This is a genomic window from Oryzisolibacter propanilivorax, from assembly GCF_900103645.1.
GTDB lineage: Bacteria > Pseudomonadota > Gammaproteobacteria > Burkholderiales > Burkholderiaceae_C > Melaminivora > Melaminivora propanilivorax.
Genome location: NZ_FNHP01000006.1, coordinates 251017 through 267499, shown reverse-complemented (window position 1 = coordinate 267499; position 16483 = coordinate 251017). Strand labels below are relative to the sequence as shown.

Below are 16483 nucleotides of genomic sequence, written 5' to 3'. Positions count from 1 at the left end.
CGACCGTGCCGCCCGCGACCGCCATGAACACCAACACCTCCGCCTCCGCCGCCCACCACCAGCCGCTGGCCGAACGCCTGCGCCCGCGCACCCTGGGCGAGGTCATCGGCCAGCAGCACATCCTGGGGCCGGGCAAGCCGCTGCGTCTGGCGTTCGAATCCGGCCGGCCGCACAGCTGCATCCTGTGGGGCCCGCCAGGCGTGGGCAAGACGACCATCGCCCGCCTGATGGCCGAGGCCTTCGATGCGCAGTTCATCGCCATCAGCGCGGTGCTGGGCGGCGTGAAGGAGATCCGCGAGGCGGTGCAGCTGGCCGAAGGTGCCCGGGACGGACTGGTGCCGCAGCGCACCATCGTCTTCGTCGACGAGGTGCACCGCTTCAACAAGAGCCAGCAGGATGCCTTCCTGCCGCACGTGGAAAGCGGCCTGTTCACCTTCGTCGGCGCGACCACCGAGAACCCGTCGTTTGAGGTCAACTCGGCGCTGCTGTCACGCGCGACGGTGTACGTGCTGCACAGCCTGACCGACGAGGATTTGCAGCAAATTGTGGCCCGGGCCCAGGCGGAGCAAGCGCTGCCAGCTATCGAAAACGAAGCGCTGCAGCGGTTGATCGCCTATGCCGATGGCGATGCACGGCGGCTGTTGAACACGCTGGAGACGCTGTCGCTCACCGCCGCCCAGGCGGGCGTGGAGCGCATCGACGACGCCTGGCTGCTCAATGTGCTGGGTCAGCAGGTGCGCCGCTACGACAAGGGCGGCGAGCAGTTCTACGACACCATCAGCGCGCTGCACAAGTCGGTGCGCGGCTCCGACCCGGATGCGGCGCTGTACTGGCTGGTGCGCATGCTCGACGGCGGCGCCGACCCGAAGTACCTGGCGCGGCGCATCATCCGCATGGCCTGGGAGGACATCGGCCTGGCCGACCCGCGCGCCATGCAGATCACCAACGAGGCGGCGCAGACCTACGAGCGTCTGGGCTCACCCGAGGGCGAGCTGGCGCTGGCCCAGGCCGTGATCTACCTGGCCGTCGCGCCCAAGAGCAATGCCGGCTACGCGGCCTACAACAAGGCGCGCGCCTTCGTCAAGGGCGACGCCACGCGCCCGGTGCCGCTGCACCTGCGCAACGCGCCCACCAAGCTGATGAAACAGCTGGACTATGGCCGCGGCTACCGCTACGCCCATGACGAAGAAAGAGGCTTCGCCGCCGGCGAGAGTTACCTGCCCGACGGCATGGCGCCGCCGGGCTTCTACCAGCCGGTGCCGCGCGGGCTGGAGATCAAGATCGGCCAGAAGCTGGACGAGCTGCGCGCGCGCAATGCGGCAGCAGCGTCGGCGGACGACGTGCCGCCGGGCGACCCGGCCTGACACGCGGCAGCGCTGGCGCGGAGTGTCTGGCGGAGGCCATCGGCACATACCCTGCGGCCGCGACGACATTCCGGCCACGGCTGCCACCGGCGAATCTTTGCCGCTGGCTTGATCAAGGGAAAACCCCGCTGAAGCCGTGCCGTGGCGCGCGCACAAGCCGTGACAGAATTTCGCAGCCGAACCCGCACAGCAACCATCTGGCGGGTTTTTTGTTAGCAATGCGGCGGCCCACAAGGCTGCATCCCCGGGTGCCTGCCGCGGCCGCGGGTCATGCCGACTGCGCCACAGCGAAGGAACGCACGTTATGGACATCCTGCTGCAGCAGATCATCAATGGTCTGGTCCTGGGCAGCATGTACGCCTTGATAGCCCTGGGCTACACCATGGTGTACGGCATCATCCAGTTGATCAACTTCGCCCACGGCGAGGTGCTGATGATCGGCGCGCTCACCAGCTGGAGCTGCATTGGCCTGATGCAGGAGGCGATGCCCGACGCCCCCGGCTGGTCCATCCTGCTGCTGGCCACGCTGATCGCCTGCGTCGTCGCCGCGGTGCTGAATTTCACCATCGAGAAGGTGGCCTACAAGCGGCTGCGCAACAGCCCGCGCCTGGCGCCCTTGATCACCGCCATCGGCATGTCGCTGCTGTTGCAGACGCTGGCGATGATCATCTGGAAGCCCAACTACAAGCCCTATCCGACGCTGCTGCCGACCACCCCGTTCCAGCTCGGCGGCGCCGTGATCACGCCCACGCAGGTGCTGATCCTGACAGTGACGGTGGTGGCGCTGGCGGCCATGGTCTATCTGGTGAACTACACCCGCCTGGGCCGCGCCATGCGCGCCACCGCCGAGAACCCGCGCGTGGCGGCGCTGATGGGCGTCAAGCCGGACATGGTGATCTCGGCCACCTTCATCATCGGCGCGGTGCTGGCGGCCATCGCCGGCATCATGTACGCCTCCAACTACGGCACGGCGCAGCACACCATGGGCTTCCTGCCGGGCCTCAAGGCCTTCACCGCGGCGGTATTCGGCGGCATCGGCAACCTGGCCGGCGCGGTCATCGGCGGCATCCTGCTGGGGCTGATCGAGGCCATCGGCTCGGGCTACATCGGCCAGCTCACGGGCGGCGTGCTGGGCAGCCACTACACCGACATTTTCGCCTTCATCGTGCTCATCATCATCCTCACGCTGCGCCCCTCGGGCCTGCTGGGCGAGCGCGTGGCGGACCGGGCGTGAAGGGGCCGAACACCATGAGAACCAACCGCACGCTGCAATGGATCGTGGGCGGCATCGCGCTGCTGGTGCTGCCGCTGGTGCTGCAGTACTTCGGCAATGCCTGGGTGCGCATTGCCGACCTGGCCCTTTTGTACGTCATACTGGCGCTGGGCCTGAACATCGTGGTCGGCTACGCCGGCCTGCTGGACCTGGGCTACGTGGCGTTCTACGCCGTGGGTGCCTACATGTTCGGCCTGCTGGCCTCGCCGCACCTGGCGGAGAACTTCGCCTGGTTCGCCCAGCACTTCCCGGAAGGGCTGCACCTGTCGCTGTGGGCGGTGATTCCGCTGGCGCTGCTGCTGGCGGCCATCACCGGCGTGCTGCTGGGCATCCCGGTGCTGAAACTGCGCGGCGACTACCTGGCCATCGTCACGTTGGGCTTCGGCGAGATCATCCGCATCTTCATGAACAACCTGGACCACCCGGTCAACATCACCAACGGCCCCAAGGGCCTGGGCCAGATCGATTCGGTCAAGGTGTTCGGGCTGGACCTGGGGCGCCGGCTGGAGCTGTTCGGCTATGACATCAGCTCGGTCACGCTGTACTACTACCTGTTCCTGGCGCTGGTGCTCGTCACCATCGTGATCTGCTACCGGCTGCAGGACTCGCGCATCGGCCGCGCCTGGATGGCGATCCGCGAGGACGAGATCGCCGCCAAGGCCATGGGCATCAACACGCGCAACATGAAGCTGCTGGCCTTCGGCATGGGCGCGTCCTTCGGCGGCGTGGCCGGGGCCATGTTCTCGGCCTTCCAGGGCTTCGTCTCGCCCGAGTCGTTCAGCCTGATGGAGTCGATCATGATCGTCGCCATGGTGGTGCTGGGCGGCATCGGCCACATTCCCGGCGTGATCCTGGGCGCGGTGCTGCTGTCGGCGCTGCCCGAGGTGCTGCGCTATGTCGCCGGGCCGCTGCAGGCCATGACCGACGGGCGGCTCGATGCCTCCATCCTGCGCCAGCTGCTGATCGCGCTGGCCATGATCAGCGTGATGCTGCTGCGCCCGCGTGGCATCTGGCCCGCGCCCGACCACGGCAAGAGCCTGGCCCACAAGGCTTGATTCCCGCCACCAGCGAAGACATCCATGGCAGAGACAAACGACAACGAGGTGGTGCTGCAGGTCGCGGGCATCTCCAAGCGCTTCGGCGGCCTGCAGGCGCTGTCGGACGTGGGCATCACCATCCGCCGCGGCCAGGTCTACGGACTGATCGGCCCCAACGGCGCGGGCAAGACCACGTTCTTCAACGTCATCACCGGCCTGTACACGCCCGACAGCGGCAGCTTCGCGCTGGCCGGCCGGCCCTATGAGCCGCGCGCCGTGCACCTGGTGGCCAAGGCCGGCATCGCCCGCACCTTCCAGAACATCCGCCTGTTCGCCGAGATGACGGCGCTGGAGAACGTCATGGTCGGGCGGCACATCCGCACGCGGTCGGGGCTGGCGGGCGCCATCTTTCGCACAAAGGGCTTTCGCGACGAGGAGGCGCAGATCGCCGCCCGCGCGCGCGAGCTACTGGACTATGTCGGCATCGCCCGCTACGCCGACTTCAAGGCGCGCACACTGTCCTACGGCGACCAGCGCCGCCTGGAGATCGCCCGCGCCCTGGCCACCGACCCGCAGCTGATTGCCCTGGACGAGCCCGCCGCCGGCATGAACGCCACCGAGAAGGTGCAGCTGCGCGAGCTGATCGACCGCATCCGCAACGACAGCCGCACCATCTTGCTGATCGAGCACGACGTGAAGCTGGTCATGGGCCTGTGCGACCGCGTCACGGTGCTGGACTACGGCAAGCAGATCGCCGAGGGCACGCCGGCCGAGGTGCAGAAGAACGAGAAGGTGATCGAGGCCTACCTCGGCACCGGAGGACACTGAGCGATGACGCAGACGCAGATGGCACACACGCCGGCCCCGGCACAGCCAGACCCGCAGACCCGCCCGGTGCTGCTGCAGGTGCAGGGCCTGAAGGTTGCCTACGGCGGCATCCAGGCCGTCAAGGGCGTGGACCTGCAGGTGCGCGAGGGCGAACTGGTCACGCTGATCGGCTCCAACGGCGCCGGCAAGACCACCACCATGAAGGCCATCACCGGCGGCCTGGCGATGAACGACGGCGACATCCAGTACCTGGGGCGCAGCATCCGCGGCCAGGGCGCGTGGGACCTGGTGCGCCGCGGTCTGGTGATGGTGCCCGAGGGGCGCGGCGTGTTCGCGCGCATGACCATCACCGAGAACCTGCTGATGGGTGCCTATACGCGCACCGACAAGGCCGGCATCGCCGCCGATGTCGAGCGCATGTTCGGCATCTTCCCGCGCCTGCGCGAGCGCCGCGACCAGCTGGCCGGCACCATGAGCGGCGGCGAGCAGCAGATGCTGGCCATGGCCCGGGCGCTGATGAGCCAGCCCAAGGTGCTGCTGCTGGACGAGCCGTCGATGGGGCTGTCGCCGATCATGGTCGACAAGATCTTCGAGGTGGTGCGCGACGTGTACCAGCTCGGCGTGACCATCGTGCTGGTCGAGCAGAACGCCAGCCGCGCGCTGGCCATCGCCGACCGCGGCTACGTCATGGAGTCGGGCCTGATCAGCATGTCCGGCGCCGGGCGCGAGCTGCTGGAGGACCCGCGCGTGCGCGCGGCCTACCTGGGCGAGTAGGGCGGCGCACGGCAGCGGCCCCGGAGGCTACGTTTTTGATAGCTTCAGGCCCTTGCATCAAAAGGGCTACAGTGCGATTTCATTGAAATTTTCGCTGTTGCCATGCAATCCCTGCAATCCCTGCCCATACCCTTGCAGACCATCGCGTTGCTGGCCGCCAGCAACGTCTTCATGACGTTCGCCTGGTACGGCCACCTGCGCAACCTGGCCAGCGCGCCGTGGTACGTCGCGGCGCTCGTCAGCTGGGGCATCGCGTTGTTCGAATACCTGCTGCAGGTGCCGGCCAACCGCATCGGCCACAGCCAGTTCAGCGTCGGGCAGTTGAAGATCATGCAGGAGGTCATCACCCTCACGGTGTTCGTGCCGTTCGCCGCGCTGTACCTGGGCGAACCTCTGAAGTGGGACTACCTGTGGGCCGGCCTGTGCCTGGTCGGGGCGGTGTATTTCATCTTTCGCGGCGCCTGAAGGGGCGTTTCGGGCGCGGTTAAACTCGCGCCCATTCCGCGCTCCGGGTCACACGATGGGCCGTGCGGCGCGGCACCGTCCCCGTATTCCCCGACTATTCCACCAGGAAACCTGATGCTGTTTGGCAAGCTGTTGCCGCGCGAAGGCAATTTTTTTGACATGTTCAACCAGCATGCCGAGCGCATCGTCGAGGCCGCGCGCGCGTTCTCGCAGCTGGTGGCCAACTACAACGACCAGCACCTGCGCGACCGTTACAACCTGGACGTGGACAACGCCGAGCGCGCCGCCGACCGCGTCACGCACGAGGTCAACCGCACGCTGCACAAGACCTTCATCACGCCCATCGACCGCGAGCAGATCCACTCGCTGATCAACACCATGGACGACGTGGCCGACCTGATCCAGGACGCGGCCGAGACCATGGCGCTGTACGACGTGCAGCACATGACCGAGGAAATCACCCGCCTGACGGACCTGAGCCTGAAGTGCTGCGAGCGCGTGCAGGACGCCGTCAAGCTGCTGGCGCGCATCGCCGACCCGGCCGTGGCCGAGGCCGCGCTCAAGACCTGCGAGGAGATCGACCGCCTGGAGGGCGACGCCGACCGCGTGCTGCGCAGCGCCATGAGCAAGCTCTTTCGCGAGGAAGTGGACGTGCGCGAGCTGATCAAGCTCAAGGCGATCTACGAACTGCTCGAAGGTGTGACCGACCGCTGCGAGGACGTGGCCAACCACATCGAGGGCATCATCCTCGAGAACTCCTGAGCCCGGTCGGCGCCACCGCCGCCCGGTTCAGCCCCCTTCCCATGGAAACCATGCAAACCGCCCTGTGGGTCGTCGCACTGCTGGTGGCGCTGGCCATCCTGTTCGACTTCATGAACGGGTTCCACGACGCCGCCAACTCGATCGCCACCGTGGTCTCCACGGGCGTGCTCAAACCCACGCAGGCCGTGGTGTTCGCGGCGTTTTTCAACTTCGTCGCCATCTTCGTCTTCCACCTGAGCGTGGCGGCGACGATAGGCAAGGGCATCGTCGACCCGGGCGTGGTCGACACGCACGTCATCTTCGGCGCGCTGGTCGGCGCCATCACCTGGAACGTCATCACCTGGTACTACGGCATCCCCAGCAGCAGCTCGCACGCGCTGATCGGCGGCATCGTCGGCGCGGTGATCGCCAAGGCCGGCTCCGGCGCGCTGGTGGCCAGCGGCATCCTGAAGACGGTGGCTTTCATCTTCATCTCGCCGGTGCTGGGCTTCTTGCTCGGCTCGCTGATGATGGTCGCCGTGGCCTGGACCTTCCGGCGCATGCGCCCGAGCCGCATCGACAAGTGGTTCCGCCGGCTGCAGCTGGTCTCGGCCGGCGCCTACAGCCTGGGCCACGGCGGCAACGATGCGCAAAAGACCATCGGCATCATCTGGCTGCTGCTGATCGCCACCGGCTACTCGTCGGCCAGCGACGGCGCGCCGCCCACCTGGGCCATCATCTCGTGCTACGCGGCCATCGGCCTGGGCACGATGTTCGGCGGCTGGCGCATCGTGAAGACCATGGGCCAGAAGATCACCAAGCTCAAACCCGTCGGGGGCTTCTGCGCCGAGACCGGCGGCGCCATGACGCTGTTCATCGCCACCGCCCTGGGCATCCCGGTCTCGACCACGCACACCATCACCGGCGCCATCGTCGGCGTGGGCTCCACGCAGCGCGCCAGCGCCGTGCGCTGGGGCGTGGCGGGCAACATCGTCTGGGCGTGGATCCTGACCATCCCGGCCAGCGCCTTCGTCGCCGCCATCGCGTACTGGGTCAGTTTGCAGTTGTACTAGAGAACAACCCCCTGAGCCGCTGCGCGGCTTCCCCCTTCTCTCGCCGCGCTGCGCGCGTCGGGAAGGGGGACGACGCTGGTGGACTGGCAAAGTCAGATCCACGGCGTCCGCTGGCATGACGGGGGGTCCGTCTCGACGGTTGCGCTGGATGCTATTTTTTAGATAGCTAAAGGCCTGCGTCCTTTATGGATTTCGGCCGTATTTCATTGAGAGATCTTGCGCGCCTCCTCAATCTGGTACTCGAAGTAGCGCTGGAAGCTGAAGGCCAGGCTGGCCATCAGCACGGCGGTGCCCACCATCAGCGCCAGGGCGATGGCGAAGATGGTGGGCCAGCCGGTGCGGCCCGGGGCGGCGTCGGGCTCGGCCCGGGGGTTGAAGCGGGCGTTCCAGCGCTCGGGTGTCATCAGGCCGTACAGGATGGCGCGCAGCGCGCAGCCGGCGATGGTGAAGCCCAGCAGCGGGATCAGCAGCCAGCTCAGGTGGTCGTCCACGCCCCACTGCTGCACGCGCTCGATGCCATAGACGCCCAGCGCGGTGGGCAGCGGCAGCAGCCAGCCGACGATGTCGCCCAGTCCGTGCAGGTAGAAGCGGTGCAGGCCCAGCGGGCCGCCGAGAAAGGCCAGCCAGGCGGCCACAGTCTTGTTTTTCATGGGCGCCGATTATTGGCCGGGTCCGTCGGGTGGCGTGGTGTCGCCCGGACCCAGGGCTTTCTCCATCAACACCACGTCGCGCCAGGCGCCCAGCTTCCATCCCGCTGAGCGCAGCACGCCCGCCTGGGTGAATCCGGCGGCGCGGTGCACGCCGATCGAGCCGGCGTTGGCCGAGTCGCCTATCACCGCCAGCAGCTTGCGCACGCCGCGCGCCTCGGCCTCTTCGGCCAGCGCTTGCAGCAACCGCCCGCCGATGCCACGCCCGCGCGCCGCATCCAGCACGTACACCGAGTCCTCGGCGCAGAAGCGGTAGGCCGGGCGCGGCTTGAACCAGTTGCAATAGGCAAAGCCCAGCAGCGTACCCTGTGCCTGGTCCTCGGCCACCAGCCAGGGCAGGCCGCGCGCCAGCACCTCGGCGCGGCGCGCTGCCATCTCGGCCGCCGTGGGCGGCTCGGTCTCGAAGGTGCCGGTGCCGTGCAGCACATGGTGGGCATATAGGGCGGCGATGGCCGGCAGGTCGGCATCGCGACTGGGGCGGATGAGGGGCATGGAACCAAGCACACGGTTGGGGATATAATCGCGGGCTTTGCTGCGTGTCGCTGGCCGGGTGGCCAGTCGCGTGTCTCAAACGCGGCAAGAACGCCGCGGCCCGTGCGGTGCATTGTCACTTGTAGGCCGCAACCACCCGAAGGATTCATCATGGTCGTGATTCGACTCTCGCGCGGCGGCTCCAAGGGCCGTCCCTTCTTCAACATCGTCGTCGCCGACAAGCGCGTGCGCCGCGATGGCCGCTTCATCGAGCGCCTGGGCTTCTACAACCCCTCGGCCAAGGGCGGCGAGGAAGCCCTGCGCGTCGCGCAGGACCGCGTGACCTACTGGAAGAGCGTCGGCGCCCAGGCGTCTCCCACCGTGGAGCGTCTGTTCAAGCAGGCCGCTCAGCAGCAGCCCGCAGCGGCTGCCGCCGAAGCTGCTGCTGCCTGATACGCCGCAATAGCGCCTGAAGGCGAGCGGGACCGGGACGACCGGCCCGGCTCGCCTTTTTCGTTTCTCCGCCCGACACTCGCCTGAGGCGCTTCGTTTCCCCTTTCTCTGACCGTCCATGCCCAACCTGCCCGTGCTGCCTGCCGCCGAACTGCCGCCTGATGCCGTCGAGGTCGGCCGCATCACCGATGCCTGGGGCGTCAAGGGCTGGCTCAAGGTGCTGCCCTACAGCAGCCAGCCCGAGGCGCTGCTGGGCGCGCGCAGCTGGCTGCTGCAACCGGCCGAGCGCGGTGCCAAAAGCTTTTTCACCGGCACGGTGGCGCTGGAGATCCGCCAGTCGCGCGTGCACTCGGACGCCGTCGTCGCCTGGGCGCAGGGCGTGGACGACCGCGACGCCGCCGAGGCGCTGCGCGGCGCGCGCGTGTTCGTGCCTCGCTCGGCCTTCCCGCAGACGCAGGGCGAGGACGAGTTCTACTGGGTCGACCTGATCGGCCTGGAGGTGGTGAACCGCGAGGGCGTGCCCCTGGGCGTGGTGCGCGAGCTGCTGCCCACCGGCCCGCAAACCACGCTGGTGCTGCAGTACGAGGAGGGCGGCAAGCCGCACGAGCGCATGATCCCCTTCGTCTCGGCCTTCGTCGACCAAGTGGACCTGGCCGGAAAACGCATCACCGTGGACTGGCAGCCCGACTTCTGAGCCTTCGGGCCGCGACCGCGCATGCGCTTCGACATCATCACCCTGTTCCCGGAGCTGTTCGCGCCGCTGCTGGCCAGCGGCGTGACGCGGCGTGCCTACGCCTCGGGCCAGGTCGAGGTGCGGCTGTGGAACCCGCGCGACCACGCCGAGGGCAACTACCGCCGCGTGGACGATCGGCCGTTCGGCGGCGGGCCCGGCATGGTCATGCTGGCCGAGCCGCTGGCGCGCTGCCTGGCGGCCATCCGCGCGGCGCGCTCTGAGGGCCCCGAGGGGCAGGCGCCACTGGTGCTGTTCTCGCCCATCGGCCAGCGGCTCGATCACGCGGGCGTGCAGGCCTGGGCCGGCAGCACCGGCGCCATCCTGCTGTGCGGCCGTTACGAGGGCGTGGACCAGCGCTTCATCGACCGGCACGTGGACGTGCAGATCAGCCTGGGCGACTTCGTGCTGTCGGGCGGCGAGATCGCTGCCATGGCGCTGCTGGACGCCGTGGCGCGGCTGCAGCCCGGCGTGCTGCACGACGCCGGCAGCCACCAGCTCGACAGCTTCAACCCGGCGCTGGACGGTCTGCTGGACTGCCCGCACTACACCCGCCCCGAGGTGTGGCAGGGCGAGGCCGCACCGCCTGCGCTGCTGTCCGGCCACCACGCGCAGATCGAGCGCTGGCGGCGCGAGCAGCGCCTGGCGATCACCGCGCGCCACCGCCCTGACCTGCTGGCCCAGGCGCGCGCGCAGGGCGCGCTCGGCCGCGCCGACGAGGCGTTCCTGGCGCAGCTGCCGCTTGCGGGCGGGGCCGGCTGAGCGCCCTTGCAGGCATTTTGCGCCGCCGGGCTATAATGGCGGGCTTTTCGATCCTCTATCCGGCCGCTGCGCACCACGCTTTCGAGCCGCACAGCCCACAGGCGCCAATCGGGGCGCCGCATGCCAATCATGGCGCGGACATGATCGATGCGAGTGCAACCATGAACCTCATCCAGACCCTCGAGCAGGAAGAAATCGCCCGCTTGAACAAAAAGGTCCCGTCCTTTGCCCCCGGCGACACCGTGATCGTCAGCGTGAATGTGGTCGAAGGCTCGCGCAAACGCGTCCAGGCCTACGAAGGCGTGGTCATCGCCAAGCGCAACCGCGGCCTGAACAGCGCCTTCACGGTGCGCAAGATCTCCAGCGGCGAAGGTGTCGAGCGCACCTTCCAGACCTACAGCCCGCTGATCGCCGGCGTCGAGGTCAAGCGCCGCGGCGACGTGCGCCGTGCCAAGCTGTACTACCTGCGCGGCCGCAGCGGCAAGTCGGCCCGCATCAAGGAAAAGCTGCCTTCGCGCGTCAAGGTCGCCCAGACCGAAGCCGCGTAAAGCAGCAGTCTCTGGCGGCGCGCAGCGCCGCTGGAACGAAACCGCTACAGTGCCCCGGCCTGTGGCGGTTTTTCTTTTTGTGCGCCCGCTGCCGGCGCCCTGACCGTTTTCTTCTCCTTCGATGCCGCCGCTGCCCCCCAGCCTGCCCGCGTTCGACCCACGCACCGTGCCCGTCGTCGGCGTGGACGCGCACCTGCCGCCGGTGCCGCCTGCCGCCCAGCAGCCCGAGGCGCTGCGCCGGCGCTTCGCCGCACCGCCGCCCTGGACGCCCGAGATCCGGCGCGAGCCGCAGTTCGTTACCGGCCGCACACCGGCGCGGGCGGCAGTGCTGGTGCCCATCGTGCTGCACGCGCGCCCGACAGTGCTGCTGACCGAGCGCACGGCGCACCTGTCCACGCATTCCGGCCAGGTGGCGTTTCCCGGTGGGCGCACCGATCCCGAGGACCGCGACGCCATCGCCACCGCGCTGCGCGAGGCGCACGAGGAGGTCGGCCTGGACCCTGGCGCGGTCGAGGTGCTCGGCCCGCTGCCGACCTACGTGACCGGCACCGCTTTCGTCATCACCCCGGTGGTCGGGCTGGTGCGCCCGGACGCGCCGCTCACGCCGAATCCGCACGAGGTGGCCGACGTGTTCGAGGTGCCGTTGGACTATTTGCTCGATCCGGCGCACCACCAGCGCCACCTGCTGCGCTGGGGCGACCAGCAGCGCGAATGGTTCGCCATGCCCTGGCAGGAGGGCGCCACCACGCGCTTCATCTGGGGCGCCACCGCCGGCATGCTGCGCAACCTGTACCGCTTTCTGCGCGCCTGAACGCGAGTAGGGCCGGGCGGCGCCGGCCCAAAAGTCGCACCGCTATGATCGGCCGCATGAGCTTCTTCGCCATCCTGTTGGCCCTCCTGATTGAGCAGGCGCGGCCGCTGGCGCGCAGCAACCCGATCCACGCCGGGCTGCGTGCCTGGGCGCTGTCTGTCAACCGCAGCTTCGACGCCGGCACGCCCGCGCATGCCTGGTTGGCCTGGTGCCTGGGCGTGCTGCTGCCGGCGGTGCTGGTGCTGGCGGTGCACGCAGCACTGACCTACTTCATCGGCTGGCCCCTGGCGTTGGTGTGGAGCGTGGCGGTGCTCTACGTCACCCTGGGCTTTCGCCAGTTCAGCCACCACTTCACCGGCATCCGCGATGCGCTGGAGGACGGCGACGCGGCCGCGGCGCGCGCGCGCCTGGCGCAGTGGCGGCAAGTGGACGCCAGCGAGCTGCCGCGCAGCGAGGTGGTGCGCCACGTCATCGAGTATTCGGTGATCGCCGCGCACCGGCACGTCTTCGGCGTGCTGGCCTGGTACTCGGTCGGCGCCGCGCTGGGGCTGGGCCCGGCCGGGGCGGTGCTGTACCGGCTGGCCGAGTTCGTCGCACGCTACTGGGCGCCGCGCACCGCCACCGCGCACCCGGCCAGTGCCGCGCTGCAGGCGGTGGCCGCGCAGGCCTGGACAGTGATCGACTGGCTGCCGGCGCGCCTGACGGCGCTGTGCTTCGCGGTGGTCGGCAGCTTCGAGGAGGCCATCGAGGGCTGGCGCTTCCACGCGCAGCGCTTTCCGAACGACAACGACGGCGTGATCCTGGCGGCCACCGCCGGCGCGCTGAACGTGCGCCTGGGTGGCGAGGCGTTGCGCAGCGCGGCCGGAGGCGATGGCCTGGTCAGCCCCGGCTTCGAGGCCGGCGCGGCGCTGGGCGACAGTGGCACCACGCCGGGGCGCGAGCCCGAGGTGGGCCACCTGCGCAGCGTGGTCGGACTGGTCTGGCGCTCGGTGGTGGTATGGCTGCTGCTGCTGGCGCTGCTGACCCTGGCGCGGTTGCTGGGCTGAGGGCTTTTGCTATGTTTTCAATAGCTGCAGGCCCTTTGTTGGTCAGGACAATCGCCCGATTTGGCTTGAAAACGCTGCAGGCTGGCGTTCAGTAGCGGCTCTGGCTGAGCTCGTCGAACAGCTCGCCGTAGATACGGTGGCGCTGCGCGCTGATGGCGCCGGGCGTGCGCGCATCGCTGCCGACGTGCGCCAGCACCGCGCAGCCCGGCTCGTGCAGGTGGGTGCAGTTGTAGAAGCGGCACTCGCCGGCGTGTGCGGCGATGTCCGGCATGCAGCGCGCCAGGTCGCTCGGCACCAAGTGGCGCAGACCGAATTCCTGGAAGCCCGGCGAGTCGATCAGCGCCGTGCGCCGTTCGTCGTCGATCCAGTACAGCTGGGTGCTGGTGGTGGTGTGCCGGCCCGAGTTCAGCGCCTGCGAGATCTCGCCCGTCTGCGCCTTCGCCTGCGGCACCAGCAGGTTGACCAACGTGCTCTTGCCCGCGCCCGAGGGACCCAGCACCAGCGTCGTCTTGCCCTGCAGCAGCGGCAGCAGCGCCTCGCGGTCCACGTCGCCGGACTGCGTCAGCGACAGCGGCAGCACGCCGTAGTGGTGCGCCGCCTGGCCGTCGCCGCCCATGTGCCGGTAGGGCCACAGCCGCTCCCAGGCGCGCGCGAAGGGCTCGACCAGGTCGCTCTTGTTCAGCGCGATCAGCGCCGGGATGTGCGCCGCCTCGCAGGCGATCAGCGCGCGCACCAGCTGGCTTTCCGAGAACACCGGCTCGGCGGCGATCAGCACCAGCACCTGGTCCAGGTTGGCGGCGAACGACTTGGTGCGCACCTCGTCCTGGCGGTAGAACAGGTTGCGCCGCGCCAGCACCTGCTCGATCGTGCCCTCGTCGCCCTGTCCTGGCGCGGCGGCGCGCCAGCGCACGCGGTCGCCGACCACCGCCTGGCTTTTCTTGCCGCGCGGGTGGCAGATGCGGCGCTCGCCATCCGCGGTCTCGACCACGCAGTGGCGGCCGTGGCTGGCTACCACCAGGCCCTCGTGCTCGGCGTTCATGCAGGCGCGCCCGGCGCCAGCAGCGCGTCGATGCGCGCGGCGCAGTCGATGTCGGTGGCGGAGATGCCGCCCACGTCGTGCGTGTTCAGCCGCACCGTGCAGCGGCCGTAGTGCACCGACAGGTCGGGGTGGTGGTCCTGCGCGTGGGCGATGAAGGCCACCGCGTTCACGAAGGCCATGGTCTCGTGGTAATTGGCGAACGTGAAGGTTTTCTCGATGGCGACGTCGGCGCCGTCGCCCGACAGGCGCCAGCCGGGCAGTTGCGCCAGCTGGCCGACGACCTGCGTCGCGGTCAATGCGTGCCGGCGCGTGGCCGACCAGTCTTGCTTCGGAAACATGGAAGGGGTGGCAGCGATCATGACAGGGCAGGGGTGGCAATGGGGACGGGAGCGGCGGGCAAGCGTGCCAGTCGCTCGGTCGCCGGGGGGTGGGAGTAATAAAAGCGCGCGTACACCGGGTCCGGCGTCAAGGTGGAGGCGTTGTCCTCGTACAGCTTGAGCAGCGCCGAGGCCAACTGGCCGCCATCGGCCTGCGTGCAGGCATAGGCGTCGGCCTGGAACTCGTGCCGGCGCGACAGGCGCGCCATCAGCGGCGTGACGAACACGGAAAACACCGGCGCGGCCAGCAGGAACAGCAGCAGCGCCAGCGCATCGTTCGGCGCCGAGCCGTCCAGATTCAAGTTCGGCACCACGCCCAGGCCGGTGTAGAACCAGCCGCGCGTGGACAGCCAGCCCAGCAGCGCGAAGCCGGCCAGACTAAGTGCGAACAGGCCCGCCATGCGCCGCGTGATGTGCCGGTGGTGGAAGTGCCCCAGTTCGTGCGCCAGCACCGCCTCGACCTCATCGCCCGTCAGCTGCTTGAGCAGGGTGTCGTAGAACACCACCCGCTTGGCAGCGCCGAAGCCCGTGAAGTAGGCGTTGGCGTGCGCACTGCGCCGACTGCCGTCCATGACGTACAGGCCGCGCGCGGTGAAGCCGCAGCGCTGCATCAGCGCCGCCACGCGCGCGCGCAAGGCCTCGTCCTGGAGCGGCTGGAAGCGGTTGAACAGCGGCGCGATCCACAGCGGGTAGACCACCATCAGCAGCAGGTTGAACGTGGTCCACGTGCCCCAGGCCCACAGCCACCACAGCGGGCCGGTGGCGTGCATCAGCCACAGCACCAGCGCCGCCAGCGGCAGGCCGATCAGCGCGCCCACCAGGGTGGAGCGCCCCAGGTCGGCCAGCCACAGGCGCCACGTCATCTGGTTGAAGCCGAAGCGCTGCTCCAGCACGAAGGTCTGGTACAGCTGCGCGGGCAGCTCCAGCAGGCCATTGAACAGCGCGAACGCCGCCAGCAGCGCCAGCTGCTGCCACATGCCGCCTCCCAGCCAGGCCAGCAGCGCCTGGTTCAGTGCATCCAGCCCGCCCAGCAGCGTCCAGCCCAGCAGCACGGCGCTGGCAAAGGCCAGCTGCAGCAGGCCGAAGCGCGCGCGGGCGAGCGTGTAGTCGGCGGCCTTCTGATGCGCGGCCAGCGGGATGCGCGCGGCAAAGGCCGGCGGCACCGCGCCGCGGTGGCGCGCCACATGGCGGATCTGGCGCGAGGCCAGCCACATCTTCAGCACCAGCCCAAGCACGAGCGCGGCGGCGAAGGCGTAGGTCAGGAGCAGCGAGGGCGAGAGCAGGGACGGCATGGCCGTGCAAGTTTAGAGGCGCAGCCAATGGCCGGCAGGGCGGCATGGCATCGGCGAAAATCGCCCGGATGCCTGATACCGCCACCGCCACCCCGACGCCTGCCCCCACCCTCGCCAAATCCGACCTGAACCTGGTCTGGCTGGACTGCGAAATGTCCGGCCTGGACCCCGACAAGGAGCGCCTGCTGGAGATCGCCGTGGTCGTCACCGGCCCCGAGCTCGCGCCGCGCATCGAGGGCCCGGTGTTCGTGATCCACCAGAGCGACGACGTGCTGAACGGCATGGATGCGTGGAACAAGGGCACGCACGGCCGCAGCGGCCTGATCGAGAAGGTGCGCGCCTCCAGCGTGACCGAAGCCCAGGCCGAGGCCGAGCTGATCGCCTTCCTGAAGCGCTACGTGCCCAAGGGCAAGGCGCTGATGTGCGGCAACAGTATCAGCCAGGACCGGCGCTTCCTGGTGCGCTACATGCCCAAGCTGGAGGCGTTCTTCCACTACCGCAACCTGGACGTGAGCACTCTGAAGGAGCTGGCCAAGCGCTGGAAGCCCGAGGCCTACAGCAGCTTCAAGAAGGCGCAGAAGCACACGGCGCTGGCCGACGTGTACGAGTCCATCGACGAGCTGGCGCACTACCGCACGCATTTCCTGGCGCTCCCGCCTGCTGCTGCAGAATGACGCCCGGCCGCCCACATC

Annotated in this window: 20 protein-coding genes; 15 read left to right on the top strand and 5 right to left on the bottom strand. The window is 68.9% G+C overall.

Annotated elements, in window-relative coordinates:
* Positions 1–23 precede the first annotated feature (23 nt).
* The 8 genes from BLQ61_RS11935 (at position 24) to BLQ61_RS11900 (ending at position 7555) form a co-directional block, all read left to right on the top strand.
* Positions 24–1364 (top strand): replication-associated recombination protein A, encoded by a 1341-nt coding sequence (locus BLQ61_RS11935; protein ID WP_091570457.1) that lies wholly within the window; start codon positions 24–26, stop codon positions 1362–1364.
* A gap of 304 nt (positions 1365–1668) precedes the next feature.
* Complete coding sequence (locus BLQ61_RS11930) at positions 1669–2598, top strand: branched-chain amino acid ABC transporter permease (protein WP_091570454.1); 930 nt, start codon at positions 1669–1671, stop codon at positions 2596–2598.
* Positions 2599–2612: 14 nt separating this feature from the next.
* The gene (locus BLQ61_RS11925; protein ID WP_091570594.1) at positions 2613–3692 is read left to right on the top strand and encodes an ABC transporter permease subunit; all 1080 of its coding nucleotides are present in this window, start codon (positions 2613–2615) and stop codon (positions 3690–3692) included.
* A 24-nt stretch (positions 3693–3716) separates the two neighbouring features.
* Positions 3717–4502: an ABC transporter ATP-binding protein gene (locus BLQ61_RS11920; protein ID WP_091570452.1), complete on the top strand. Its 786-nt coding sequence runs from the start codon at positions 3717–3719 to the stop codon at positions 4500–4502.
* An 18-nt stretch (positions 4503–4520) separates the two neighbouring features.
* Positions 4521–5276, top strand: coding sequence for an ABC transporter ATP-binding protein (locus BLQ61_RS11915; RefSeq protein WP_091570591.1), 756 nt, complete (start codon positions 4521–4523; stop codon positions 5274–5276).
* 102 nt (positions 5277–5378) lie between these two features.
* Positions 5379–5741, top strand: coding sequence for a DMT family protein (locus BLQ61_RS11910; RefSeq protein ID WP_091570449.1), 363 nt, complete (start codon positions 5379–5381; stop codon positions 5739–5741).
* Positions 5742–5855: 114 nt separating this feature from the next.
* Positions 5856–6503 (top strand): DUF47 domain-containing protein, encoded by a 648-nt coding sequence (locus tag BLQ61_RS11905; protein WP_091570447.1) that lies wholly within the window; start codon positions 5856–5858, stop codon positions 6501–6503.
* A 41-nt stretch (positions 6504–6544) separates the two neighbouring features.
* On the top strand, positions 6545–7555 hold the full coding sequence (locus tag BLQ61_RS11900; RefSeq protein ID WP_091570444.1) for an inorganic phosphate transporter: 1011 nt from the start codon (positions 6545–6547) through the stop codon (positions 7553–7555).
* Positions 7556–7758: 203 nt separating this feature from the next.
* Here the strand turns inward: BLQ61_RS11900 and BLQ61_RS11890 are convergent, their stop codons facing one another.
* Together BLQ61_RS11890 and BLQ61_RS11885 are read right to left on the bottom strand one after the other, a co-directional pair.
* On the bottom strand, positions 7759–8205 hold the full coding sequence (locus BLQ61_RS11890; RefSeq protein WP_091570439.1) for an NINE protein: 447 nt from the start codon (positions 8203–8205) through the stop codon (positions 7759–7761).
* 9 nt (positions 8206–8214) lie between these two features.
* Positions 8215–8754, bottom strand: a complete 540-nt coding sequence (locus BLQ61_RS11885; RefSeq protein WP_091570422.1) for a GNAT family N-acetyltransferase — start codon at positions 8752–8754, stop codon at positions 8215–8217.
* 150 nt (positions 8755–8904) lie between these two features.
* On the opposite strand from BLQ61_RS11885, the gene rpsP reads away from it, so the two are divergent.
* The 6 genes from rpsP (at position 8905) to BLQ61_RS11855 (ending at position 13083) form a co-directional block, all read left to right on the top strand.
* Positions 8905–9186 (top strand): 30S ribosomal protein S16, encoded by a 282-nt coding sequence (gene rpsP / locus BLQ61_RS11880; RefSeq protein ID WP_091570421.1) that lies wholly within the window; start codon positions 8905–8907, stop codon positions 9184–9186.
* 118 nt (positions 9187–9304) lie between these two features.
* On the top strand, positions 9305–9880 hold the full coding sequence (gene rimM / locus BLQ61_RS11875; RefSeq protein ID WP_091570420.1) for a ribosome maturation factor RimM: 576 nt from the start codon (positions 9305–9307) through the stop codon (positions 9878–9880).
* A gap of 21 nt (positions 9881–9901) precedes the next feature.
* Entirely contained in the window at positions 9902–10678 is a 777-nt protein-coding gene (trmD, locus tag BLQ61_RS11870) for a tRNA (guanosine(37)-N1)-methyltransferase TrmD (protein WP_091570418.1), read from the top strand.
* Positions 10679–10839: 161 nt separating this feature from the next.
* Positions 10840–11226 (top strand): 50S ribosomal protein L19, encoded by a 387-nt coding sequence (gene rplS, locus BLQ61_RS11865; RefSeq protein ID WP_091570588.1) that lies wholly within the window; start codon positions 10840–10842, stop codon positions 11224–11226.
* 121 nt (positions 11227–11347) lie between these two features.
* On the top strand, positions 11348–12037 hold the full coding sequence (locus BLQ61_RS11860; RefSeq protein WP_091570416.1) for a CoA pyrophosphatase: 690 nt from the start codon (positions 11348–11350) through the stop codon (positions 12035–12037).
* Positions 12038–12093: 56 nt separating this feature from the next.
* Positions 12094–13083 (top strand): CobD/CbiB family protein, encoded by a 990-nt coding sequence (locus BLQ61_RS11855; RefSeq protein ID WP_091570586.1) that lies wholly within the window; start codon positions 12094–12096, stop codon positions 13081–13083.
* An 88-nt stretch (positions 13084–13171) separates the two neighbouring features.
* On the opposite strand, the gene rsgA is transcribed toward BLQ61_RS11855, so the two are convergent.
* The 3 genes from rsgA to BLQ61_RS11840 are packed head-to-tail and all read right to left on the bottom strand — an operon-like array spanning position 13172 to position 15791.
* Positions 13172–14122 (bottom strand): ribosome small subunit-dependent GTPase A, encoded by a 951-nt coding sequence (gene rsgA / locus BLQ61_RS11850; RefSeq protein WP_091570414.1) that lies wholly within the window; start codon positions 14120–14122, stop codon positions 13172–13174.
* Positions 14119–14481, bottom strand: a complete 363-nt coding sequence (locus BLQ61_RS11845) for a 4a-hydroxytetrahydrobiopterin dehydratase (RefSeq protein ID WP_091570411.1) — start codon at positions 14479–14481, stop codon at positions 14119–14121. Before BLQ61_RS11845 ends, rsgA begins: the two co-directional genes overlap by 4 nt.
* Positions 14478–15791 carry a M48 family metallopeptidase gene (locus BLQ61_RS11840; protein WP_175488277.1) on the bottom strand — a complete coding sequence of 438 codons (1314 nt, stop codon included), beginning with the start codon at positions 15789–15791 and terminating at the stop codon, positions 14478–14480. The genes BLQ61_RS11845 and BLQ61_RS11840 overlap by 4 nt, the downstream gene beginning before the upstream one ends.
* A gap of 68 nt (positions 15792–15859) precedes the next feature.
* On the opposite strand from BLQ61_RS11840, the gene orn reads away from it, so the two are divergent.
* Positions 15860–16465: an oligoribonuclease gene (gene orn / locus BLQ61_RS11835; protein WP_091570408.1), complete on the top strand. Its 606-nt coding sequence runs from the start codon at positions 15860–15862 to the stop codon at positions 16463–16465.
* The last annotated feature ends 18 nt before the right edge of the window (positions 16466–16483 follow it).